At 31.9% G+C, this 25,336-nt stretch carries 15 protein-coding genes, 1 tRNA gene and 1 pseudogene; 9 read left to right on the plus strand and 8 right to left on the minus strand.

Annotated elements, in window-relative coordinates; genetic code table 11:
* The first annotated feature begins 128 nt into the window (after nt 1-128).
* From RGRSB_RS11090 to RGRSB_RS04710, 3 genes are all read left to right on the plus strand, one after another.
* Entirely contained in the window at nt 129-392 is a 264-nt protein-coding gene (locus RGRSB_RS11090) for a globin family protein (protein WP_420823009.1), read from the plus strand.
* Nucleotides 393-615: 223 nt separating this feature from the next.
* Nucleotides 616-798, plus strand: coding sequence for a photosystem I reaction center subunit XII (locus tag RGRSB_RS04705; protein ID WP_119260057.1), 183 nt, complete (start codon nt 616-618; stop codon nt 796-798).
* Between the two features lie 1,371 nt (nt 799-2,169).
* Nucleotides 2,170-3,954 carry a glycosyltransferase family 39 protein gene (locus RGRSB_RS04710; protein ID WP_119260058.1) on the plus strand — a complete coding sequence of 595 codons (1,785 nt, stop codon included), beginning with the start codon at nt 2,170-2,172 and terminating at the stop codon, nt 3,952-3,954.
* A 2,213-nt stretch (nt 3,955-6,167) separates the two neighbouring features.
* Here RGRSB_RS04710 and lexA read toward each other — a convergent pair.
* From lexA to RGRSB_RS04730, 4 genes and pseudogenes are all read right to left on the minus strand, one after another.
* Nucleotides 6,168-6,773 (minus strand): transcriptional repressor LexA, encoded by a 606-nt coding sequence (gene lexA / locus RGRSB_RS04720; RefSeq protein WP_119260059.1) that lies wholly within the window; start codon nt 6,771-6,773, stop codon nt 6,168-6,170.
* A gap of 246 nt (nt 6,774-7,019) precedes the next feature.
* Nucleotides 7,020-7,220 (minus strand): annotated as a pseudogene (locus RGRSB_RS10515) (GNAT family N-acetyltransferase); the annotation flags it as partial.
* A 66-nt stretch (nt 7,221-7,286) separates the two neighbouring features.
* Nucleotides 7,287-7,472, minus strand: coding sequence for a hypothetical protein (locus tag RGRSB_RS10520; protein ID WP_232014584.1), 186 nt, complete (start codon nt 7,470-7,472; stop codon nt 7,287-7,289).
* Nucleotides 7,473-7,475: 3 nt separating this feature from the next.
* Complete coding sequence (locus RGRSB_RS04730; RefSeq protein WP_119260060.1) at nt 7,476-9,065, minus strand: YcjF family protein; 1,590 nt, start codon at nt 9,063-9,065, stop codon at nt 7,476-7,478.
* Nucleotides 9,066-9,280: 215 nt separating this feature from the next.
* Here RGRSB_RS04730 and RGRSB_RS10060 point away from each other — a divergent pair, with 215 nt between their 5' ends.
* Nucleotides 9,281-9,448: a hypothetical protein gene (locus RGRSB_RS10060; protein WP_172582036.1), complete on the plus strand. Its 168-nt coding sequence runs from the start codon at nt 9,281-9,283 to the stop codon at nt 9,446-9,448.
* Between the two features lie 166 nt (nt 9,449-9,614).
* On the opposite strand, the gene RGRSB_RS04735 is transcribed toward RGRSB_RS10060, so the two are convergent.
* Complete coding sequence (locus tag RGRSB_RS04735; RefSeq protein WP_119260061.1) at nt 9,615-10,118, minus strand: hypothetical protein; 504 nt, start codon at nt 10,116-10,118, stop codon at nt 9,615-9,617.
* Between the two features lie 2,226 nt (nt 10,119-12,344).
* Between RGRSB_RS04735 and accC the strand changes: the two genes are divergently transcribed.
* From accC to RGRSB_RS04760, 5 genes are all read left to right on the plus strand, one after another.
* Entirely contained in the window at nt 12,345-13,709 is a 1,365-nt protein-coding gene (gene accC / locus RGRSB_RS04740; RefSeq protein ID WP_119260062.1) for an acetyl-CoA carboxylase biotin carboxylase subunit, read from the plus strand.
* A 3,049-nt stretch (nt 13,710-16,758) separates the two neighbouring features.
* Nucleotides 16,759-18,339: a glucose-6-phosphate isomerase gene (locus RGRSB_RS04745; RefSeq protein WP_119260063.1), complete on the plus strand. Its 1,581-nt coding sequence runs from the start codon at nt 16,759-16,761 to the stop codon at nt 18,337-18,339.
* 254 nt (nt 18,340-18,593) lie between these two features.
* Nucleotides 18,594-18,665 (plus strand) — tRNA-Gln (locus RGRSB_RS04750).
* 1,965 nt (nt 18,666-20,630) lie between these two features.
* The gene (thiC, locus tag RGRSB_RS04755) at nt 20,631-22,013 is read left to right on the plus strand and encodes a phosphomethylpyrimidine synthase (protein ID WP_119260064.1); all 1,383 of its coding nucleotides are present in this window, start codon (nt 20,631-20,633) and stop codon (nt 22,011-22,013) included.
* Between the two features lie 1,050 nt (nt 22,014-23,063).
* Nucleotides 23,064-23,348 carry a hypothetical protein gene (locus tag RGRSB_RS04760; protein ID WP_119260065.1) on the plus strand — a complete coding sequence of 95 codons (285 nt, stop codon included), beginning with the start codon at nt 23,064-23,066 and terminating at the stop codon, nt 23,346-23,348.
* Nucleotides 23,349-23,584: 236 nt separating this feature from the next.
* Here RGRSB_RS04760 and RGRSB_RS10065 read toward each other — a convergent pair whose 3' ends face one another.
* The 3 genes from RGRSB_RS10065 to recR form a co-directional block, all read right to left on the minus strand.
* Nucleotides 23,585-23,755 (minus strand): hypothetical protein, encoded by a 171-nt coding sequence (locus RGRSB_RS10065; protein WP_172582037.1) that lies wholly within the window; start codon nt 23,753-23,755, stop codon nt 23,585-23,587.
* 209 nt (nt 23,756-23,964) lie between these two features.
* Nucleotides 23,965-24,096 carry a hypothetical protein gene (locus tag RGRSB_RS10735; protein ID WP_269460804.1) on the minus strand — a complete coding sequence of 44 codons (132 nt, stop codon included), beginning with the start codon at nt 24,094-24,096 and terminating at the stop codon, nt 23,965-23,967.
* A gap of 528 nt (nt 24,097-24,624) precedes the next feature.
* A complete protein-coding gene (gene recR, locus RGRSB_RS04765) occupies nt 24,625-25,218 on the minus strand; it encodes a recombination mediator RecR (protein ID WP_119260066.1) in 594 nt (197 codons plus the stop codon).
* Nucleotides 25,219-25,336: the final 118 nt, after the last annotated feature.

Genomic DNA, 25,336 nt, shown 5'->3' on the forward strand with positions numbered 1-25,336 from the left:
CTAAACTGATAAGATTCTCGACTCAAGCCTATTTTCTAAATAAAATATTAAAACTGATTAAGCAGATATCATTATACTGAACACAATGCCCCAATGTAAGTCAGGTTGTTAGGCAACATATACTACTCATTAGTGTCAATGCTACTGCGATCATTAAAGAAGCTGTAGTTAAGTCATTGTTGCACTTCGATGTAACTAATCCCGGTGTCAATATACACAATATTCATCATTATACGGCTTGTTTCCGCACTCTTGATTACTATCTCCGCTACTCCACCTATACAATGTTAGCTGGCAATTTCTTTATCCTTGATGAACTGGTTCTCAACAGTTTAAAGAGAACTTGCAATTCTTTGAATATACTCATCACTAGCACCATTCAAGCCATTTAAATGAGAGAAATTATTACTAATTTAATTGGTATTGATACAGGTAAATAAATGGGTGTTCTTTTAACTACAGTTACTCTAGCCTAAATTAAAGTAAATTAGTATTTATCTTAAACTGTTTTAGTTATTTAAAAGCCTTATTTTAGAAAAATATTTGATTAATTATAGGATAATTTTACTTATGCGGATACTTAAAATAAGAGTCTACGTTCTTAGCCCCAATTAGATACGAACTCAACACGAATTACAGAATACCTACTTTACTAAGTTAGTTCCCCACTATAAGTTTAATTTTAGGAACAATAGTTCATCTATAATGAGGACAGGTAGTAGAATCGTCATAGTAAAACTACTCACTGATAAACAAAGGGCTGATAACAAGTCAACTGTGATGGTTAATAGTTATTAATTAAAAGCTATTTATTAATGTAACGTTAGCAAGTTGAGATTAAAGATTCGAATTGACTGATCCTCGTTTATTTGATTTAAACAAGTGAAAAATTTGGTTTATATGTAGGACAAGAGTAGTTCATTAATTAAGAACTCAACTTAGTTGACTATTATAAATAATTAATAAAAGCGATTAATAGTTGATTTGAGTTAGAAAATGGTGAATATGACGTAATATATAATTGAGCGTCAGAATTAAGTTAACTTTTATCGTAAAAAGTAGTACAATTAATTTATTGATATATCTTTATTTTACTTAAAAAAATCGTTGTTAAACCATTGATAGTTAGAGACATAAATCTCTATAGTACAGAGTATTTAGTCAATTTTATTTGATAGATTAAAACTAGGTTTTTAAAATTTTTAGAAAAATTTATAATAAAAAAAATGGTAGTTACTCTTCTAAGTAAGACTACTATGAAAATAGACTAAAAAATAAGTTTGCTATTCTCTGAGCAAATTTAAATTCTAGTAAATCTAGGTCTAAGTGTGATTAGTTTCTCCTAAGAGAAAAGTAAATAATAAAATTATAATAATTAAATATTGAAACTATATAATAGTATTGGAATTCTTATTGTTTAATAACAGACATAAGTAGTTATTTTAATAATAAAAAACAAAAAAGTTAAAATAAATTAACAATCAATTTAATTCAAAAAATTAATTAATGTAATCTTAGTCGTTTCTTTGCCGTCTAGCAGAAGAGAAATTTTTAAATAAAACAGAAATCAATATTACTACAAAAAAATTTAATATTAAAAATCAAATAATTAAATATTTTTTTAATCCTATAAAACCGAAAGTTTATATATATAAAAATATCAATTTTTGTGTGAAAAATACGAGAGAATAGATGAAGCAAGCTACAGTGTATAAAAAACAAAAATATCAGACAAGTATAGTATTTTAAAGTTTAAAAACAAGAGCTAATTATGTACAATTTTTTTTCTTTTTCATGCCAACCAACATGATTGCCTAGCAAGATTTTATAGAGCCGTAAATTTTAATACAATTAAAGAATGTATCGACGTATAATAATGAACAAAAACTGTTGTTAATAAAAAACGCATTACAGCATAATAAAAGTCTTGTTTACAATCGACAATAATAGCTTAAATAAAGAATTTTACTTAAGTTTTTTAAAACAACAAGTTTTTTATAAAGAGCATTTACTTTTGTTGTTTTTTTTAGAAAAAAATTATTGTTAACAACAATTTAGAAAAAAGTTATAGTTTCTATCCTGATCTCTCAATCCCTTACCACCCTCTCCAATTTTCCCAATAGATGACAAGATGAGTTATTTTATGGAGAGTTGGTTGTGAGGTAATCCGTGTTAAAAATGCAATCGTCTCAACGTTGGGTTGATCAGTTACCGAGATCAGCGAACTGGTTGTTATTGGGGTTATGGGTGGTTATTGGTTCCATTCTTAGGTTTACCAAATTAACTGCTAAGCCTCCTTGGACAGATGAATTTGCTACGATGGTGTTTAGTTTGGGAAATGATTTCACCTCAGTGCCCCTTAATCAAGTAATTTCCATTGATGCTTTGTTACAACCCCTAAAATTTAATCCTGATGCAAATATTGGAAATGTTGTTTCATTACTCTTACAAGAAGATAACCATCCTCCTCTGTATTTTGTATTGGTACATTTGTGGGTAAAATTATTTCCCTCACTGGGAGAATACACAGATGTTTGGGTGATGCGATCACTTTCTGCTTTATTGGGGATTTTATCGATTCCAGCAATTTATTTCTTAGGAAAAATTGCTTTTCGTTCTCAACGAGTTGGACAGATTAGTGCGGCCTTAATGTCCGTTTCTCCCTATGGCATTTTCCTCGCACAAGAAGCTCGTCACTATACGTTAGCAATTCTTTTTGTGATTTTTTCTTTGATTTGTTTTACATTTTCAATTAATAGTTTTTTTGAGAAAAAAATATTGCCTTTATGGTTAGTTTTTGTCTGGATAGTTATTAATGGGATTGGTTTATCAGTTCATTATTTTTTTGGAATAACTTTATTGGCGGAAGGAATGACGGTAATATTTTTGATTTATCGTCATTATCAGCAAAAAAAAGACGACCTGTCTTTTATGTCACGAAATTTAATCCGTATTATGTTGGTTTTCATTGGAGCCATTTCGGCTGGATTAACTTGGATAGCTATTATTATTCCTAAAGGATATGGTAATGGCATGATTACCTGGGTTCATCCAATTGAACATATTTTATATATGATTAGTCCTCCCTTCCAACTGTTAGCAGCTTGGGTTCCCATGATATCTTTGCTGCCCGTTGAATCTTCTTCCCTAGCCATTGTTATTTTATCAAGTTTAATCTTGTTACTCTTTTTTATTTGGTTTATTCCTTATATGAAAAAAGGAATCCAAGAAGGATTACAATACTCAGACTGTTACTTACCAATAAAGGGGTTAATAGGATTTATTTTTAGTGCAATCGCTCTTTTTTTAGTAATTACTTATGTTGTTGGATTGGACATTACCCGTGGTGCACGATACAGTTTTGTTTATTTTCCAGCTGTCATCGTTTTAGTTGCTGTGAGTCTTGCCATTTATTGGAATAAATCTAATCTTGATAATTCAATAGTTAAAGGGAAATACCAAATATTATTTGATCCTACTTATTTGTTAACGATTATCTATAGTAAACTTAATGGCAACGGAAAATTTGCTGTTTATGCTGTTTGGTTTATGGGATTTGTAGGAGCGATTACAGTATTGGTTAATTTAGGATATCAAAAGTATTATCTTCCTGACCGCTTAATTTCAGTCATTCAAAATACGGCTTCTAGTCCGGTTTTGATTGCTACAACTCATAGAAATCTAGTTCAAACAGGGGAAACTATGGGAATTGCTCTAGAATTACAACGACGTTCAGAACTGCAAGATACTTTATTTTTGTTGGTCCATCAAGAACAATTGGAATCTTCTGAAGCAACAGAAAATTTAAAACAAGTAGTCAGCAAAATTCCCTACCCTATTGAAGTTTGGACAGTAAATTTTCAGGCTCCTATTGACTTAAAACAATGTGTTGTTGATAAAAAAAAGTTTCCTCAAGTTAATGGTTATAGTTATCAACGATATACTTGTCAATGATTACTATTAAAAGTTATCCAAATTTATCTGGAAAATAAATATGATGATTGTTATCAATTCTAATCCATTCCTGGCGTCGAGATACTCGAAGTAATTGGGTGAATAGTCAAACGGATTTAGCTAAATTTTGATGGGTTAAACGAACCCTCAAGCGGACTTCTTGTCCCCTGGGTTCTCCCATTTCTTACATAAGTAAATACTAAAAGTTTTTGCAATCTCTCTTCAACTTTTTTTATTTCTACAATGGTTAATAATGCTTCTATTTATCTGACACATGGTACTATTCTCTCTGATATCTTTTGAGCTAGTCGAAGCGACATTTCAATTTTAATCAAAGAATATCATCTCATGTAAACTTCCGGTTAAGCCTTAGCTTGATAGAATTCCATATAAATTAATCATAATTAAAAAAAGGTAGACGATTGAGCCCAGCCCAATCAAACATATTCCTCTTTACTAGAGGTTTGACTCAATTGAACAATCTCCTTATATACTCGCTATATGTTTTCAAACACCCTTGCAATTTCCTCACCGTAAATAAACAAAACGTAGCCGATATCTTCTGTTTCCATGACTAGGGGATGGAAGTCGAAGAGATTAGGTAAGTAGGTAGTATAAGTTTGAAAGTCTTTCTACTCTAGAACAGCAATGATTCATTAATTAGTCTACCCTATTTAGGTAAACTTTTGATTATTAAAAAGTTAACAACCTTAACAGAAAATAATACAGAAAGTTTCTAATCTTAGCGATTGTTATTTCATAAGGAACTGGACTAATTGGGTTTGGTTCAAACTAAACTTGGTACATACCAGTTTATCCATTGCTGTTCCTACTTTTTTTATTTTTATGAAACTTTTATTCTCTGTTTGGAAGTCATAAATAGTCGGATATAGATGAATAATCTATATATAAAAATTTTAAGAAAGCAGGATAACTATTAACTTATATAAAGAAAAATGCGAGGTTTTCTAAACATAAGAAGCCTAAATTAATCTACACTAACTAATGTTTCCATTAGTTAGTGTAGATTAATACCAATTTTGAACCTCGTTAAATAAGCTTTATATTTTTTTATTCAATTTTTAGTTAATAAACTTTCTCGACTTTCTGATCTTTAACAAAAAATCTCTACACTTTTAAACAATTTTATTGTGAGCATGATTTGATAGCTTTCATCACTAATTTTAAATTTCGTCTAATTTTAGAGAATAAATAGATAGAAAAAATATATAAACATCACTTTTATTATCTTTAATTTTATTTTTTTTAGCGTTATCAATATAAATATTTTTTTATTTTTTAAATATTATTTTTTTTAAAATTTTTATTTTTTAACTTTATCAGATTGTTATTAGATTAACTTAACAGGTAGATATTTACTAAAAGACTTACTTTAACTATCGTGGTTAATTCAAACATTATTTCGGTAAAAATAGGTTTTTATTCGATACTATTTCCTTTTTATATATAGTTTTGTATTACAAATTAACAGGAAACATAAGTATAATATTTTTTGTTTTTTTAATGAAAACATAGAGCAATTTTAATTCTCTATGTTTTCATTAAAATTTTTGGTAATTTTTAGAAACTACTGTAGTATTCTCTCAGGAGTTTTACTCTTATATTTTTTAAACACCTTTGCTAGTTGTTGGCTATTATAAGTTCTTTTATCTTCTTATGAAAGCTGTTCAATATATTCTGTATCTTATTTATTCCAAGTTCCTTTTCTTTCCCTACTTAGAAATTTTTATATTTTTTCCTATTTTTTTATATAAAAAGTATAATATTTTTACTGAGGTACTCTTTTTATAAGTAATTTTTGAATTTTAAATTAAATTAAATTTATTTAATTTTCAAAATTCCATAATCCTGCTTTTTAAGCAAAAAAACATTTAGTAAGTTCTCTTGTGTATCACTCTTTATTGAACATTTATTTAAGATCGCCTACTTAGAGATATCAATGCAGTAAAGAATATAAATAAAGACCATATTTTATACTCTGAGATGGGGTAGATCCCCTACTTTCAAAATTAAGATTTGATAGTGGAGGACTTAAAAAGTCTACTATTGTTGGGTCTTGCCAGTAGAAAGCATCTATTTCAGTATCAGCAAATACTATGTAGTTCACAAAAAAATATTGAGAGTAATCAATCAAGGTAAGAAGTCGTCTACCCTCTATTCTTCAACTCACTTGTTTAGGTAGTTAGGACACATTATAAGTAAGCACGCCAAACTCCTATCAAAACACCCTGAATTTCCACCTCAGAAGTCTTAAGTTCCATCGGTTTGTACTGGGAATTAGATGATTTAAGTAATACTTTTTCACCATTTTGATAAAATCGTTTTAAAGTTGTTCCATGACCTTGAACAATAGCAGCTACAATTTCTCCATCTTTGGGATGTTCATCTCTAGATAAGGACCGCATGATGGCTAAATCGCCTTCAGTGATTAAATCTTCAATCATGCTGTCTCCTACAATCTGTAACCCATAGTAATTTTTTTGTTCAGTGATTTCAGATAAATCTAATTTAGTTTGATCATCCACACAAAGTTCAACTAGTGTGTCGGCTGTGATCGCCCCTAAAATACGAATCCCCTTAGGTTTAGGACGTAAAATTCGAATGGTACGGGCTTTGCCTTCTATCCAGTCGATATAACCTTTATTTCGTAGTCTTTCTAGACGACTCTGAACAGGAGCTGGTGATCGCAGGTGCATAGCATGCATCATCTGACGAATAGAAGGGGCATGCTGGGTTTTGTCAATATACTCAACTAACCAGTCAAATAGTTCTTGTTGGGCAGGGGTTAAAGATTCCATAAGTTTTAACGAGAACGGAAATAATTATAAATTCAAGGTAAGATTTTTACCTATTTTTTCGACGAACATAGGTACTATGATAAACCTATTTGATCCTTTGTTTAGTTTTCAGGATTTTCTCCTAATACCGACTATGGGCAAGTCAAAATTTTTAGCATCGGTCGCAATGTTCTAGTTGACAGGGAACCAAGTAAAAGACTGGAATCATGAAGTATTGGAATTTTTGATATATGCCGAAGAAATATGTCAACAATGAAAGTTTTTCAATAAAATGGGGGAAACAATAATATCACCTCGATTGACAGCTGAACCTGTCTTAACAAATCCTAATTTAAGGTAAATTGGCAAATCATAGTCAGTTGAATTAGCAGTAATTCTTTCTAAGACGTGACTTTTAGCATAATTAAACAATATTTCCCCAATTTTTTGCCCTCGATAGTCTTTTTTATAAAAAAAAGTAAAATATGGTTGCTTCGATTTATCTCAAGAATTCTGATTAATTCAGTGTTCATTTTATATAACCATATTTTTAGACCCGGAGGTCAGTCTTTTTCTTAAGGAACTACAGGCAATAAATTCAAGAAAATTATTATATCCTTGAGCTGTCATTTCAGTTAACTTCTCTTCAAAAAATATTTGTTTGATTAATAGATGAATATTTAAGAGATCGGTCTGAATAGCTAAGTCAATTGATGACATAAATCACCAGTCATCCTCATCCAGAGGAGCTTCTTGTTTTATAGATACTAGAGTAACTTCCTCCTCGTCTTCTTCCCAAGTTGCTGTTAACGGTTCTACTACCTTAGTAATAGCGTCAGTAACGAATCTTTTAACAAATTCATCCTTACGACTCAGTTCAAATTGACGTTGTACAACTTCAGTAATTCCTCCATCACCCCAGTCTTGATCGTGACGGAAATATTCAACAAAACTTTTTCCAGCAATACGGGTTAAATAAGCAGCTGTTACTCCCTGAATCGCTTTACCAACTAAATAAGTAGTTATATTTAATTGTAGGGCTTTACTTAACAAATCTAAAGCTCCTTTAACTATCCCTAAACTTATTAAAGTTTTTCCTAAAGATAGGGCTAGTTCCTTACCACGATCACTATTTAATTCGCAGCCATAGATTCGACCAATTTCAATTACCATTTGGGCATTAACTGCCGCCATTGCTAACATATCCACCACTGGTAAAGGAGTAACAGAAATAACCCCGGCACCAATCCATCGATAACGATCTATGATTTTATCTGCCTGTTGTCGTCTTTGACGATCAATCATTTTTCTGGCTTCTTCCCCCAGACGTTGAGACTGTAACAAAATATTATCAGCAATTAAATCTTCTCCTTCTGCCCTTAAAACCACAGCAAGACGCTTAATTAGGGGAATAATTTCTGGTTCTGGCTTAACAATTTCCTTGGTTTCTAATAAAAATGATTGGGGTTTAGCGGCTACTGCAATAATATCTAAAGGGGAAATTAATTCTTTAACTCTTTGTTGTAATTGCTTCATTAGTAACGTTAGTTCTTCTTTGGGATAAAGATCAATTTTATTCAAAATTAATAATGATCGTTTACCAATATTTACTAAAGTTTGTAGGGGATTATATTCCGATTGACGTAAATCGTTATCTACCACAAATAATAATAAATCTGCTTCTGTCGCTAATTTTCGTGCCAACTGTTCCCGTTCAGTTCCTTCTACTCCTACTTCCAAAATTCCTGGGGTATCTGTGATTAAGATGTCTCTCGGAACTCCTGGCAGTTTAAGGGAATAGGTCTCCCCCATTTTAGTAGTTCCGAGAGTAGCTTCTACATTGCCCACCATTTCCCCAATTAAGGCATTAACTAAAGAGGTTTTTCCCGCCGATCCTGTACCGAAAACCACAACCTGTAAATCGCCTTTAGTCAAATTAGTTTCAATTTGACGAGAACGACTCAGTAGAGCTTTTTTAGTGACTTTATCTTGGATTTGTTGCACTTGACGGCGTACTGCTTTAAGGGTTTCGTGTGCTGCTTCAGTTTTTTGTTCAGGAAGTTTAGGACGAGGCCGTTCTTGACGACGAGTAGAAAATAACTTACCAGAGACAGCTAAGTTGAAATAATAAATAAAAGCGTAGATTAACAAGCCTAAAAGACCGATAACCAGGAAAATTAATAAATTACCTAATAAAGGCGCTGTAAAAGAGACTTGAATATAAAGACGATAAATCGAATTGATTAACCATATAATCAATCCGAGAATTATACTCAAACCAATGATCAGGAATAACAGACGGGGCAGAGGCATGGAGAGAGGGGGAGAAAGTGGGAGAGGGGAAAAGAGAAAGGGTCTGCTTTGACATGGCGTGCCTCTTGCCTTACTGTTACTGGTGGCTGCATTGTCTGAGGGCTTCTATATAGAAAAACAGAGATAATTGACAACATTCGAGGCTCAGCTATAACATACAGACTAGATATGAAGATAAAAGTCGGTCCAATCCAAGCTAGAGAAACCCAAGAAGGATGATCTGTCGGCAAGAGAGGGAAAAGGTAAGCTCTCAAACCCGTTACGGCAGCAGGCGAAACAACAAAAGCGGTCATCCCGACTTAAATGTCCCTATCCGAGGGAATTTCAGATGGTTATTCTTTGCCAGTTTTGTCTTAGCTCAATACCAGGTAAAAGTAAATTAGTCATTAGCAATGAAAATTATGATGACAGTAATTTCAAGCGAAGACTTCTACAAAATACTAAAGCAGAAATTTTGCTACGATGACAAGTAAAGCAAGTGTAGACGTTGCAATAGCTTGGGGAGTTTAAATGGTTTTCCATTGATCAATAAAAAAATAATCAACATTATTATGCCAAATTAGGCGGCTTTTTCCGAGATTTTAAGGAAAGATTAGGTGTCATCTGTTGGAGTTGTTTTTGAATCATGTTTTCTATGTCTTCTCGTTGAATTTCAATCCCTTGTGTTTTATTATTTGGGTTATCCATAAGGATAATGCTATCGACTTGACGAACAGCAAACATTTGAAAGAAAAGGTGAGTTATAGGTACAGAAACAATATTAATAGGGAAATTAACACTACTGGAATCCACTGTGTTTTGAAAATCGCGGGCATCTTGACGGTTAACAAACCCATAGACTACTTGCTTTGTTATTTGGGGCTGTTTGCGGTTATTGAGAGTTGTAATGATCCAATGACGATCACTCGCATGTAAAACAAAATAGTCCGTCTGTTTGTGTTGACTAGCAAAGAATTTAAGCACTGGATTGACAGCTCGTTCCATAATCTCTATAGACACGCCATATTTAGGAGCGTCATTTGCGAGAATTTCTAGTTGTTTTTCTATATTCATAAAAATTACCTAGGTTTGAGTCAGAATTTACTCTTCAGTCTTTACTTTTTGTTTCTCTAGTATTTTCCGTGATTAAGAGAAAAAGATTAGGATAAAAAATATTTATTGTGGATTTTTTTCCGATAATTTTTAACCTGGCACCGTGTTGGCAATTATCTTGAAAAGAAGATTAACAAGATTGAAATTTACAATTAATTTTTAAACCAAGGTTATTTTTTAGATATCTCAGACATTGGTTAAGCTATAAATTACCTTCATGATTTTAGTTATCTTTAATTTTGATAGTAACGTATCTTGGTGTGTATCGATCACCTAAACAGGGTCAATTTTAATAGAGTAGAGAAATTCTGTAGTATTTTACAATAAAGTTTAAGTATTATGGATCAACAGATTTATAAAATTGTCCCTGTTTAGGGAATTGATTTCGTTTATAGATAGATCAAATAATAACGAAGATATTTCTGGGTTAACATTCTTCATCGAGAAAGAGACAAGAAGATCTAAATATAGTATGACCAAGATCCGAATAACAAAAAAATAAAAAATATTCTGAGTTTATATCTGAGGTTAAAGAATTAGGAAGTGTAATTAACGATTCTTCCTAAGGTGTTTTTTCTGTTAATAAATTTTCATGAATCTTTAAAAGAGAGTAATCTAAATAAAGGACATATTTACAATAAAGTCTACAACTAAGACTTTATTGTAAATATAATCACAGTAACAATAATATTTATTTATAGTTAAAAACTTAAATTATATAAACAAACTAGAAAAATAATAGAGGATAAACTTCAAGAACTAAAAATTTAAGTTAAAAATAAAATATTATTGGACAATAGATTACTCTATAAATAGACTAATAATCAAAATCAAAACTACCTAATAGATAGACACTAAAAGTCATAAAAGTAATCTCTGTAGTAAAAACACTAAAATATTTGAAACTCATATTTTATACTTGACAAACTAAATAAATATCTATAATACAAAATATATATATTATTTTTAATGAACTTATAATAGGATGAAAGCCAATAAAAATAAAAGCTAGAAGTCTTATTTAAAAAAGACAAACTGCTATAGTAAATTATTATCTTTTTATAGAAAAGATAATAATTTACAACACCATGGTAAAAACAGGAAGATTATTTCGATAATTAACAAAGAATATTTACAAGTTTACTTTCAAGAATTAGAGTCAAATTAAAAATTATAAATCTTAATAGATTAGCCTTGATCTTATAAGTATTCTGAAATAGTTAATTGAATATAAGAAATTTTGCTAAACTATTATGACATTCTCAACTAAATTAAGAAAAAACTAGTAAAATCAACTAATGACAATTAGTTGATTTTACTAGTTTTTTTAGAGCGACATGGCTATCATGTTCAATATTATACATTATTAAATAACTAATTAAGCAGGATATTTATTTCCTAGGATAATCAATTCAAAGGAGATATGGTCAAAGATTTGAATTAACCTAATAATTTTGTAATAAAGTCTTTCTAACCTTTTATCCTTTACAGATTTCAATTTATTTACTTGATTTAAAAGAATTTAACTATTACTTTTAATTAAAATACTAATTTATAAATTTTATGTTTGTTTCAGTTTTAGAGTCAGTCACGTTTATTTAAATTTACTTTTCAAGTAAAGAGAAACTAGCTAGGTTATGATGTATTTCTATTTCTAAAACATTGAAAAAACAACTGCTGTTACTCCTTATTAACAGCTGTTTCAAGAGTTCTTATCTCTAGATATGTTTTTGGCGATCTACGAATTGGTGAAGTGTCTAGTTTAGATATAGTTAGTCCATTAGGAATTAGTAATCAGACAACATTAATATTAGACTTCAACACAACAGAGCAGGGTACCAATCTAAAAAGATTTTATTTTTTAAGTAATTTAATCTTGATTATTCTTAATATCTTAAGTCGCCGTTCGAGCTTGATAAATGGCTATTTTGTAGTCTTAAACAATTGACTAAAATCTACTTACTGAGTCTTACGGTTCGATATAGGTTAAGACAAAGAGGATTATATTCTTATTTTAAGAGTTAACAACTTTCTTTATTAAACGTTAATGATAGCTAAAAAAGGTTGATTGATTAAGACACAAGATATGGTACACATTCGCTAGTTGTATAGTTGAGTGAATATTAACGTACAAAACCAGATATTCTACTAAGTATGACTATTTCATATTCATGCACTGGTTCAACGATGCAACTTTCTAAAATCCTAATTGCAAATCGCGGAGAGATCGCCTTACGAATTTTACACAGTTGTGAGGAACTAGGAATCGCCACGGTTGCTGTTCACTCCACTATAGACCGCCAGGCACTTCATGTTCAACTTGCAGATGAAAGTGTTTGCATCGGTCCTCCATCGAGTAATAAAAGCTATCTCAACATTCCTAACATTATTGCTGCTGCCCTTACGCGGAATGCCACTGCCATCCATCCAGGGTATGGTTTTTTAGCAGAAAATGCTAAGTTTGCTGAAATTTGCGCAGATCACAAAATTACGTTTATCGGTCCTAGTCCTGAAGCTATCCGATCAATGGGAGATAAATCTACCGCAAAAAAAACTATGCAGAAGGCAGGAGTTCCTACGATTCCCGGAAGTTGGGGGGTGATTGATACAGAACAAGAAGCTTTAGCCGTCGCCCGTGATGTTGGTTATCCCATCATCATAAAGGCTACTGCTGGAGGTGGGGGACGGGGAATGCGCTTGGTTCGGGAAGACAAAGAATTCTCTCGTGCTTTTCAAGGAGCTCAGGGAGAAGCTGAGGCTGCATTTGGTAATGGAGGAGTGTACATTGAAAAGTTTATTGAAAAACCCCGTCACATTGAATTTCAGATCCTGGCTGATAGTTATGGCAATGTGGTTCACTTGGGAGAAAGAGATTGTTCTATTCAGCGTCGTCATCAAAAACTACTTGAAGAAGCTCCTAGTCCTTTTCTCAACCCTCAATTACGAGCAAAAATGGGAAGAGCAGCTGTTAAAGCAGCTAAATGTATTAATTATATAGGGGCGGGAACAGTAGAATTTTTGGTGGATAAGCAGGGAAATTTTTACTTTATGGAAATGAATACCCGCATTCAGGTAGAACATCCTGTGACGGAGATGATTTCCGGGTTGGATTTAATTGCTGAACAAATTCGTATTGCCCAAGGGGAAAAACTTGGCTTTTCCCAAAATCAGGTCAAATTTCAAGGTCACGCAATCGAGTGTCGTATTAATGCTGAAGATCCAGACTATAATTTTCGTCCTCATCCCGGTAAAATTAGTGCATATCTCCCCCCCGGAGGTCCCGGAGTGCGGATGGATTCTCATGTCTATACAGATTATGAAATCTCTCCATATTATGACTCTTTAATTGGTAAATTGATTGTCTGGGCTCCTGATAGGGAAATGGCAATTAAACGGATGAAACGGGCTTTAAGAGAATGTGCAATTACAGGGATTCCTACCACTATTGATTTTCATCAACGAATTTTAGAAACTTCCGCTTTTTTGACTGGTGAAGTGTACACTAATTTTATTGAAGAACATTTGTTAAAAAAGTCAAATACGAAAAGTTAAGTTTACTGCTGAAATAGCTAATACAATTTTGATTATGCTTAATTTATTAGTGTCAATAAACATTGAACACTATTTTTTAGTATTTTCTAATAAATAAAAATTTACTATAAATAAAGATTTAAATGAGGATCAATAATCAAAAAAATTGAGAAAGTTATCCTTATCTTAAGGACATAATATTCTTTTTTTAAGACATATAAATCTAGTTAAATACTTAACTTTTATGTTTAAATAAAATCTACTTTTGACAAATTTCATGTTGTGATAGATAATAAAGAACATTGTCATGTAACACTATTGACTAGATTTATTGTAAGAACATTAAGTAATTTTGCTCCCGAATAAATGGCTATTTTAATGTATACTTTCAACGAAAAGATAATTATAGGGTATTTACTGGAAGAAATAGTGTTTTTTTTGCAATTAAGTAAAACACTAGGTATATTCAAATGACTGAAACAACGATAACTAGAAAATAAACTATATTTATTTATTGAAGTAGTTATTTTGAGAATCAAAGATAATTATTTATGGTGAGGGAGACAAGATAAGGATTAAATGAAATATTTAATCCTTATCTTGTCAAGACAACTTAGTTATTTTATCAGATTATGAGGATCACAAACACCAACTAAAAATATTTTAATTATTCCTGCTGCTATCATTAAAAACTTAACTGTTATTTCCAATGAAGGTAATCTATCAAAAGTTAAAGAAGTAAGTTTAAAAAACTGTACACAATGATAAGTTAAAATAAATTAATTTAGTGTAACGTGTATCAAAAGATTAATGATTGCACTGCATTATGTTTTAACAGCTTAACTCTGTTTATTTAGTTTTATTGCCCAAACTTGACCTATATTCTAAAATTAGTTCTGTTCTCAGAGAAGTTTATAGGGTTCTTTACCTTGAAAACTACTGCTACTAAAAGTCTTACAAATTAATGTCGAAAAAATACTACTCAAAAAATCAAATGACTCCGTTGGAGTTCGACAATTTGTTAAAACAATTAAAAGTAAATCAATAAAAAATATGATTAAATAATCAAAATTTAGTATTTAATGAAATCGTTTGTTCCAAATAATAGAAATATATGCTTTTTTTAAAAAAATAAGTAATTTTTAAAAAAGATAGCTTGATCTAAAAAAAAGAAAGAGATAAGAGGATAAGATTTGTTTAGTCTGAGTTCAGAGCTATTGAACTAAATAAAACAAGCTAGTATAGACTTATATATAATTATGAAAATTTCTTAGTGAAAAAACTTAATAATTATTTAATTATAGTGAATAACAGACATATCTTATGTAAGATAGATTAATAAAGAGTTACCACACCAAGTAAAGTTAAACAAGACTGATAAAAAACTTTACCTAAAAAATAAAAATATATATAGTTTTAGTAAAGACACATAAAACAACATAAAATACAATGAAATTTCAAGAGATAATTATAAGGCTTTGGAGAGATTTTATGATCAACAGAATATCAATTTTTTGAAAAAATAAGGTGATGAGTATGTAAGTGAACAATCTTAAAATTGTTACAATAGTTTAACTTATGATGGTTTTATCTTTCATAAGTAAATCAAATAAAAAAATAAAAGCTGAATCAATTTAGAAATCAACTTATGGTTTAACCAACTTTTATTGCCTCGTAAATAGATTTTTAAAATCTATTATTTCTCTTCTTTACTAACTCATTAATTTAATTCTAGAAAGCTAAACTTTTAATAATCTATCAAAAATAAAAAGTTAGAAACTATGAATCATTAATTTATTGACAATACTCTATCAATAAAATTGTTAAATCTTTTATGTAAAATCGTACGACTTGATATTATACTAAATTCGATGGATATGTTCTTTTAATAAATAAAAAGAAATTTAACCAATGACAATGAGTTAATTCTTCAATGATTTCTTTTATTCAGCTGATTTTTAATAATGCATATTAACTATTATTTTAAGGTTAATCTACCAACGTCTATCATCGTTTTGTTATATCTAATTCTAGAGAGTAATCCTGTGAAAATTATCTAGTAATTTCTGCAGGATTACTCTCTTTACTATAAGATTGATCTCTATTTTAGCCTATCAACAAGACCTTTACTTGAACGAAGTTTATATATTTAGCAATTTTTATTCATTCTTAAAATTTAACAAAATTTCTCTTGTTGACTATTTGATAAATCTGTAGACATATGGATATTTGTAGCCCTGATCTACTATAGCAATTAGGGTTTTCTAAATGGGACTCTAAATTCTCTTTCTAATTAGATTCAATTCCACTCTGGTTTTATAAAAAAAACTGTATTTATTTCGCATTATGAATATCTTTTACTTAATTTTAAAAAATATACTTTTTGAAAAATTATTTTTATAATTAATCCTAATATTTTTATTGTTAAACAGATTTAATATATTGTAGATTTCATCTAATAATTTATTTTTTATTCTGTTCGTATGCAGATATTAATCTTGATTGGTGAGTTATTTTTTTAAGTAGTCTTCCACTCAAATAAAGTTTTTTTTGTTACTTTAAATCTTTATTCTTGATATTTTTGATTTCTTCCTTACTACAAATATAATTTATTTTATAAATACTTTCAGCAGTGAATGCTGTCTTCTTAATCGAACATAGTTTTGACTTTTTGGATACTTTTTATAGTTAACCTGAACTACAATACCGAGCCAAATAATTTTCTAGACATTCTTCTAAGTATTTTTATCTGGGTATTCTTCTGGATATCTTCATTTATCTAGATTGTTTTTTTCTTATCATTAGTGGGTTTTCATAACTAGATTTAGTTTTATACCCTAAAGGATGAAACTGCAAAAATAAGGTACATGAAGGTAGGCTATGAAGATAGCCTTTGTTTTTATAGTCTCAAGTTTCAACCTATAATTAATCTTGAATTATTGTAAAGTTATTATTTTCATAAAAAAAAATAATGAAATCTTAACTCTTTATTCCTAAGATCTATATCTATGATCGTTGGAGAGATATTTAATCATCTCCAGAAACTTATCTTGATAGTGCAGTATTTCCTATGAATAAGCTACAACTCTGGCAACGTTATCAAAATTGGCTATATTATCACCAAAGATTAGGACTATACCTTGATATTAGCCGAATGCGCTTTGATGATACCTTCGTTGACAGTCTCAATCCTAAATTTGAGAAAGCCTTTCAGGATATGGAAGCTCTAGAAGCCGGAGCAATCGCCAACCCAGACGAAAGACGAATGGTAGGTCACTATTGGCTACGCGCTCCAGAATTAGCCCCTAATGACAACATTAGAAAAGAAATTACTGAACCTCTCGAAGCTATTGCAGACTTCGTAACTAAAGTTCATAATGCAATTATTAAACCTCCCACTGCCGATAAATTCACTGATGTTCTCTCTATTGGTATTGGTGGATCAGCCTTAGGACCCCAATTTGTAGCCGAAGCATTATCTTCCGACTTTCCCCCTATGGCTATTCACTTTATTGATAATAATGATCCAGCAGGTATTGATCGCATTTTAACCCGTTTAGGTGATCGCCTCAAAAGTACTCTAGTTTTGATAACCACTAAGTCTGGAGGAACTCCTGAAACCCGTAACGGGATGTTAGAAGTCAAAGCAGCTTACGAAACTAAAGGTTTAGATTTTGCCCCTCATGCGGTCGCTATTACCATGCCAGGAAGTAAAATGGACCAGATAGCACGGGACTGGTTAGCCCGTTTTCCTATGCAAGACTGGGTAGGTGGACGAACTTCTGAACTTTCTGCCGTAGGGTTGTTACCAGCCGCATTGCAGGGTATTGACATCCAAGAGATGTTGATTGGAGCTAAGGAAATGGATGAAACAACCAGAATTAAAGATCTTAAAACCAACCCCTCAGCATTGTTAGCCTTAGCTTGGTATTATTCTGGCAATGGAAAGGGAGAAAAAGATATGGTGATCCTTCCCTATAAAGACAGTTTGTTATTGTTTAGTCGCTATTTACAGCAGTTAGTCATGGAGTCTTTAGGAAAAGAAAAAGACCTTGATGGCAACAAAGTTTATCAGGGTATTGCGGTCTATGGAAATAAAGGGTCAACAGATCAACACGCTTATGTTCAGCAATTACGTGAAGGAGTTTCTAATTTCTTTGTCACCTTTATTGAAGTATTAGAGGATCGTCAGGGCTCGTCGATTGAGTTAGATCCTGGAATCACTTCTGGAGACTATCTATCCGGGTTCATCCAAGGAACTAGACAGGCATTGTATGAAAATAACCGTGATTCAGTAACCATTACGATTCCCCAAGTGAATCCTCGTACTGTTGGGGCTTTAATTGCGATGTATGAACGTACTGTTAGTTTTTATGGATCGCTAGTTAACGTTAACGCCTATCATCAACCTGGAGTAGAAGCAGGTAAGAAGATGGCTTCTTCTGTTTTGTCTTTACAAACTGAAGTTCAAAAGGCGATCGAGGATTCTGTTGGAACTTTAGATATAGCCACGTTAGCAACGAAAGCAGGATCTCCTGATGAAGTCGAAGCAGTCTACAAAATTGTACGTCATCTAGCCGCAAACGGACGAGGAGTTATTCTAGAAGGAAATATGGGGAACCCTTCAACTCTTAAAGTTTCTGTTGGTTAGCTGACCTACCGAGGAATACCACATCATAGCGGAGTTATGTGGATTAAAATGCTTATTCCGAAGTAGTAAGAAAAGGGAATATACGCTGTCAGTAGTATAAGTGGCGTATATTCCTTTTATCATTTTATTTGATGATAAATATCAAATAAGATTTAGTAAATTAACTGTACTATCCCTCGGTTAATCTATCTATTTAGGAAAAGAACTTGACAAATTCCTGCTAACCTCTGTTATAATTACAAAGGCATGACTATTGGGGTGTCGCCAAGCGGTAAGGCAGCGGGTTTTGGTCTCGCCATTCCTAGGTTCGAATCCTAGCACCCCAGTTAAGTAGACAAAGACTGCACTAGTATTCCATCTTGTTTAAATGACCTCTATAAGTTTGGAAAAAGACAGTTAATCTAAGACTGTTTTAGATCAAAAGACGAGGCTAATTTCTTGTTCACTAACTCCATCTCTTATTTGTGTCCATTTTTTACAATTGTTATTTGATTAGTATTTAACTATTTTTATCTTATATATTCCGTTATGTATTCTTCTCTTGTTTTAACAGCCTAACTCTTCTTTAGTTTTTTTCATATACGGCTTCTTTTACCTCAGATAAATTTCTGATAGTTAATTTATTTTTTTTATGAATAATCCTCCTGGTTATTGAACCTTAATGAGTGTGGGTTGCTTTTTGGTCTATTTTTTGGATAAATTGGACTGTTTTTATTTTATTAAAACTTTATTAAAACTATGAGCATGGGTAATAATAGTGAGCTATTTTAAATTTATAATCTCGTCCATTAACATCTATTAAACTGAATTGAGCATTAAACTTCATAAGCATAAAATGGTCCTGGATATTAATCCTAACATAATTTAATAACAAAACTTGATAGAATACTATCTATCTATAGAATGATTATTGGTTGTGATAAGCTCATCATTAACAATGAAACTTTACCTTCATATTTAGAATTTTCGTGTAAAAAAATTTTTACATAATAGGTTTGCTCGAATACTATCGATTATTTATTTTGGATAAATTTAGGCTAACAAGAAGCTAACTTTGTAATTAGTCGTTTGGAGAAAATCTGGAAACTAGAAGCCAATGAAGTGGAGAAAAATATCAGGTATTTCTAAACAAACCATCTGCTTGACTGTGATGGTTTGTTTTTTACCTTTATAATTTTTTGTAAGAAAATACAATTAGCTAAAGAATCGGAAATATTAGCTTGGAGTTGACTACATATTAAATGGTTATGTCAAATTTTTAGAAAAAGAACTGACTGAGAGAACTGGTAATACATATGAGAAAGTTAAAACTCTTATTTTTATACCTTTTATTGTAGTTTCTTATGGCTGACAAGCGAATCTAGTTTTTGATTATGGTAATCAGATGGCTCGAATACCATGAGAAGTGACTTGGGAACAACTTGCTAAAAGTTCCATAAATTTTACGGAGATAGAAAAAAGAGATGAGATTTTGAAAACAGTAAAAAATAAAGATTATGTCAATATATATAGAGAAAATTTTTACCCTAAAATAGGTAATTTTTGATTGAAAATATAATTGTTTAGAATAATATTGATGCTAATAGTCAATTATATAGATAAATAGCTACTTGTTTTCATTTTTTTAGGTAATTTTAAGTAGTTTACTTCAAAAAAATAACAGAAATAATAGTTGCCTATAAAATCGTTTATATGATGAGTTTTAAAAGAAATATTGTTTGAGGATTTAATTATATTTATCAATTTTATCTTTTATTTTTTCTTTTCACTATGTAGCTCTTTTCCAATCAATAGAAATAACTATAATGTTAGGATTAATACTTATCGGAAAATCGTGGGTCTAACAAACAGCCAATTAAGGTACAATGTGCTAAGCTATTTGCGGGTAAATAAACTTTAAGGTAATGAGGAGACTAGTTTAATGTCATAGCTCCGCAACCTTAACCCTTGAATCTTTGACCATCACTGGTAGAAAAGCCAAAAGTACAAAGCTAAACGGTTAAGATAAAATTATAAATCAAATAGAATAGAACATATCCGAATTCACGCTTGGGGAGTAGTCCATTAGAGTGCTTACTGTAAAAAGTGTAGCCGGACTAGATTATGAAACTGTAAGACCAAAGCTGGCAATGCCAGTATGGGCAGGATTCAGTCCGAGAGTCCACTCGTCCTTAGTCAGTGGAGTGTTAGAGCTAGGGGTGTTTTACTTAACCAGACTGAGAGAGACCCTTAGAATCTGGAATCTGTTAATGCCGGCGCAGAAAAGCTGTTTTTTGAGGTACAAATAAGATATGAGATCACAATGGGTTGCTAAGCGTCATAACCACAGCAATGTATCCCAGATGCATTATGCTCGTCAAGGTATGATTACTGAAGAAATGGATTATGTAGCTAAGCGAGAAAGTCTTCCCCCTAAGTTAATTCGAGAGGAAGTTGCACGGGGGCGAATGATTATTCCCGCCAACATTAATCATCCAAATCTCGAACCGATGTGTATTGGTATTGCTTCTAAATGCAAAGTCAATGCTAATCTTGGCGCATCTCCGAACTCATCTAATGTGGATGAGGAAGTAGTTAAACTCAACCTAGCAGTAAAATACGGTGCAGATACCGTAATGGACTTATCTACAGGGGGGGGGGACCTAGATACCATCCGTAAAGCCATTATTAAAGCATCTACTGTTCCTATCGGGACTGTCCCCATTTACCAGGCAGTGGAAAGCGTTCACGGGAACATTGAAAACCTTAGTCCCGATGATTTTCTGCATATCATCGAAAAGCATGCTCAACAGGGTGTGGACTACATGACGATTCACGCAGGATTATTGATTGAACATCTTCCTTTAGTTAGAAATCGTTTAACAGGAATTGTCTCTCGCGGTGGCGGTATTATTGCCAAGTGGATGCTACACCACCATAAGCAAAACCCCCTTTATACTCATTTTAACCAGATTATCGAAATTTTTAAAAAATACGATGTTTCTTTTAGTTTAGGGGATTCTTTACGTCCTGGCTGTACTCATGATGCTTCAGATGAGGCACAATTTGCTGAATTGAAAACTTTAGGGCAATTAACCCATCGTGCTTGGGAACACGATGTCCAAGTGATGGTAGAAGGTCCGGGCCATGTACCTATGGACCAAATTGAGTTGAATGTGAAAAAACAAATAGAAGAGTGTAGCGAAGCACCTTTCTATGTTTTAGGACCATTAGTAACCGATATTGCTCCAGGCTACGACCATATTACTTCAGCAATTGGGGCTGCCATGGCTGGTTGGTATGGTACAGCAATGTTATGTTATGTCACTCCTAAGGAACATTTAGGATTACCTGATGCAGAGGATGTTCGTAACGGGTTGATTGCTTATAAAATTGCTGCTCATGCAGCCGACATTGCTCGTCACCGTCCAGGGGCAAGAGATCGCGATGATGAACTGTCAAAAGCTCGTTATAATTTCGACTGGAATCGTCAGTTTGAATTGTCTTTAGATCCTGATCGCGCTAAAGAATACCATGACGAAACCTTGCCTGCAGATATCTATAAAACAGCGGAGTTTTGTTCAATGTGTGGACCAAAATTCTGTCCTATGCAAACGAAAGTTGATGCTGATGCGTTGACGGAACTAGAAAAATTTCTAGCTAAAGAACAGAAAAAACAACCTATTGCTCAATAAGATTGTTTGGGGTCAACTGATGCTGACCCCAAACAATCTTATTGGAATTTGGAATAATATTTGTTGATATTGTTGAGCTTTTTAAGCAAGAAATTTTACAGTATCCTGACTAAGCTAATGAAATAAAGGAATGGAGATTATATGGTGATCACTAACCTCGGCGACATTTCTCTTAAATGAGAATTTAACAGAGGTTTATAGAAAGGCTGAGGAGTAGCAGATATGTTGTGTAAGCAGCATTTAAGATACAAGATTATCTAAATAGCATTAGGAATTTAAATTATATTTCATTATACACAACCGCGGTAGATTATTGATTGTCAAGTTAACTTAAGACAATACAGATAACAATAAACTAATTTCTGAATTAAGGCAAGATTTAACTAATAAATTATTTTTAGATTGAGTATATCTTGCTTAAAAACTACTCTTAAAAACTCTGTTAGCAATGATTTAAATGAATTCCTCTATTATTAACAACAGAAGATAAAGTACAAGTTGGTTAAACTGAGCGATAAGATTTTATTCTATCTATTTGACACCATCTAAAGTGTCTCTAATCAGTAAATTTTCGTACTTATATAGATATTTACACAAAGATAAGTCTTCTGTTTTATCGGTTATTAGAGATATGAACACAGTCATGTAGAACGTATTCTTTAAATACAGAACTAAGATTAATTTTTAATTTCTTATAAGAAAGGTTTTCTATACAGATTTACATGATTTTCGTTACTACCTGACTTATCAAGACTTGGACTTTAGAGAAAATTTTATTAATTATTAAAGAATAATTACTGTTAGTAATAGCAACTTAATCTATCATAAAATCCATCATAAATTGGCTATTATGTATAATATTTTTTCTATAAAAAAGTACTTTTTTATAGAAAAAATATAAACAAATAAAAATATATTATGATTGATTTTTTAGTTAAAGTGAAATTAAAAATTGTATACGTCCAATTAATCTTTGATTGATAGGTTTTTTAAAAAGATCTAGGATTTTTGTAATTAATAAATAATTGTTTAACGAAAAAAGGTATTGTGATGAGTGTACGCTGGTGTTTATTATTAATGACGATGAGTGTGGTCATACCGACTTCGACAGTAGTAATCCAAGAAGTTCCTTTTATCTTAGATAAATTTCAACTAGAAGAACTGAAGTTAGAGTCTTCTTTGTCTTTGTCTCGAGATAATGATAATTTTTTATTAAAATTTAAATTTGAACAAAATTTAGTTTCAGAAGTGATCGCCTCAGAAGAAAAAACTAAGTTTAAACAGTTCTCTAAACCCAAATCAAAAGGAAAAAAGAATATTTATGTAATTTATTAAAATAATTATGTGATTTTTGTTGATGCTAGTTTACTGATCCAACTGCGATAACAATCAATTAAATTTGATTATAGATTTTTATTTCTTTTACTAGAATCAGCCTTTTAACTTTAATCATAGTTCTTGACATAGCTCTATTTACTTATTAACCAATTATCAACTACTAACATGAGACCCCCATTTTATCCTCCAAAACTAAATTCTAAATAAAGAGTCTTATTTAAAGAGACTAATTGCTATTCCCTAACACAAAAAAGTAATTGTCCATAACGTAAGGACATTAAACCCATTATCACCGTGATAGCTCCAGACACACCTGATGTGTGAGCTGTCGCTCCTTTAGTGAAACTTGGAAAAACATTAGGAAGAAAATACAGACTGGATGAACTTTGCTTCTCAGTCATCATTCAAGCAGGTACTCGTTACATAGGAGTGAATATAATCAATCTCTTGTGGTTGTGACTTACTACAGAGAATTTTTAATAGCCATCTGCGTCATTTTGTTATCGGTTGCTGACGCACTTAACATTACCGCAATCGCAAGTAAAACCAAAACCCAAGATTTTCCCATACACTGAAGCCTCTTGTTTATCAGTAACTTCAGCAGATTCTAAGACTAAAATTGCGTCTCTTTCCCTAAAACTAACTCTTCTCGACATAAATCAGGAGTGTAAGACACAGTTTTAGCTAATACTCCTATTTTCTCAAATCTGGTCAGAGTTAAGGGAGTAATCGGGGACTCTAACACTCCAACGGTACTCGTCTACACTTTTTTTATTTAATTAATTTAACCTTTTGAAAAATTGCCCACAGTCCCGTTAGATAGATAGCCATAGTGGATAAATATTCCTGTGGTTTGAAGCTGACTAGCAGCTATTATCGAGTTTTAGTGGGGTAAAGTTTCTAGTTAATAGGAGAAGTAGAAATATAGAAACGAAGAGATTAATCTAGACTAATTTGATAGTTTTGACCAGCGAACCTTTTCAAAATTCTCTGATAGCTGCGACCTCATCTCAGGATGATACCACAGTCTTGTGAAAGAAATCGTGGGCTACAGTAATTTGGGTCACATAAGTTAAGGGAATAGGTTGATCATTGATTAATCTAAGAAGACAGAAAAGAAATTCCGGAAGAGATTGATGATACTTAATTACCGATACTCTTTTAGTCCAACCTCGCTACATTTGTCCAAAATTTCCCAAATGGCAACGTAACCCGATTCCCGTTACGACTACATCCATGCATTTATCATTGATGGGAAAAAAACAATTATCAATTATTTCAATTCCTGTCGTCCTTCCAATGCCCTTGTTAAAGTCACTTCATCAGCATATTCCAAGTCTCCTCCCATCGGCAATCCAAAGGCAATGCGCGTAACTTTGGTAAAAGGTTTGAGGAGTTGACCAATATAGAGAGTGGTTGTTTCTCCTTCTACTGTAGGACTAAGAGCTATAATCACTTCTTTTATCCTATCTTGGCTAACTCGTTTAACGAGGGGTCGAATGTATAATTGTTCAGAGCCAATACCATCCATCGGAGACATAACACCTCCCAAAACATGATATTTCCCTTTATATTCTCTAGTTTTTTCTAAGGCAATCACATCACGAGAATCAGCTGTTACACAGATAACTTGAGGATCTCGGCGAGGATTGCGACAAATTTCGCAGACAGGGTCAGCAGAAAAATGAAAACAAACCTGACATAGTCCAACTTTCTCTTTTGCCTCAATTAAAGCATTGGCTAAGGTTCTGATTTCCTCTTCTGGGCGTTTGAGAATATACAAGGCAAGTCTTTGCGCAGTTTTGGGTCCAACCCCTGGTAAGTGTCGTAGTTGCTCAATCAAACGGGCAAGAGGCGGAGTATACATAGTCTAATCCCCTCTAAATGTTAACTCATGTTTCCTATTATATTGATGTCGATTGGGTTATATGATTAAGTAAAAATAAAGTTTATGTAAAAAAACTGAATGAGCTTTCCTGTCCCAA

The sequence above is a fragment of the cyanobacterium endosymbiont of Rhopalodia gibberula genome, from assembly GCF_003574135.1.
In the GTDB taxonomy this organism is placed as follows: domain Bacteria; phylum Cyanobacteriota; class Cyanobacteriia; order Cyanobacteriales; family Microcystaceae; genus Rippkaea.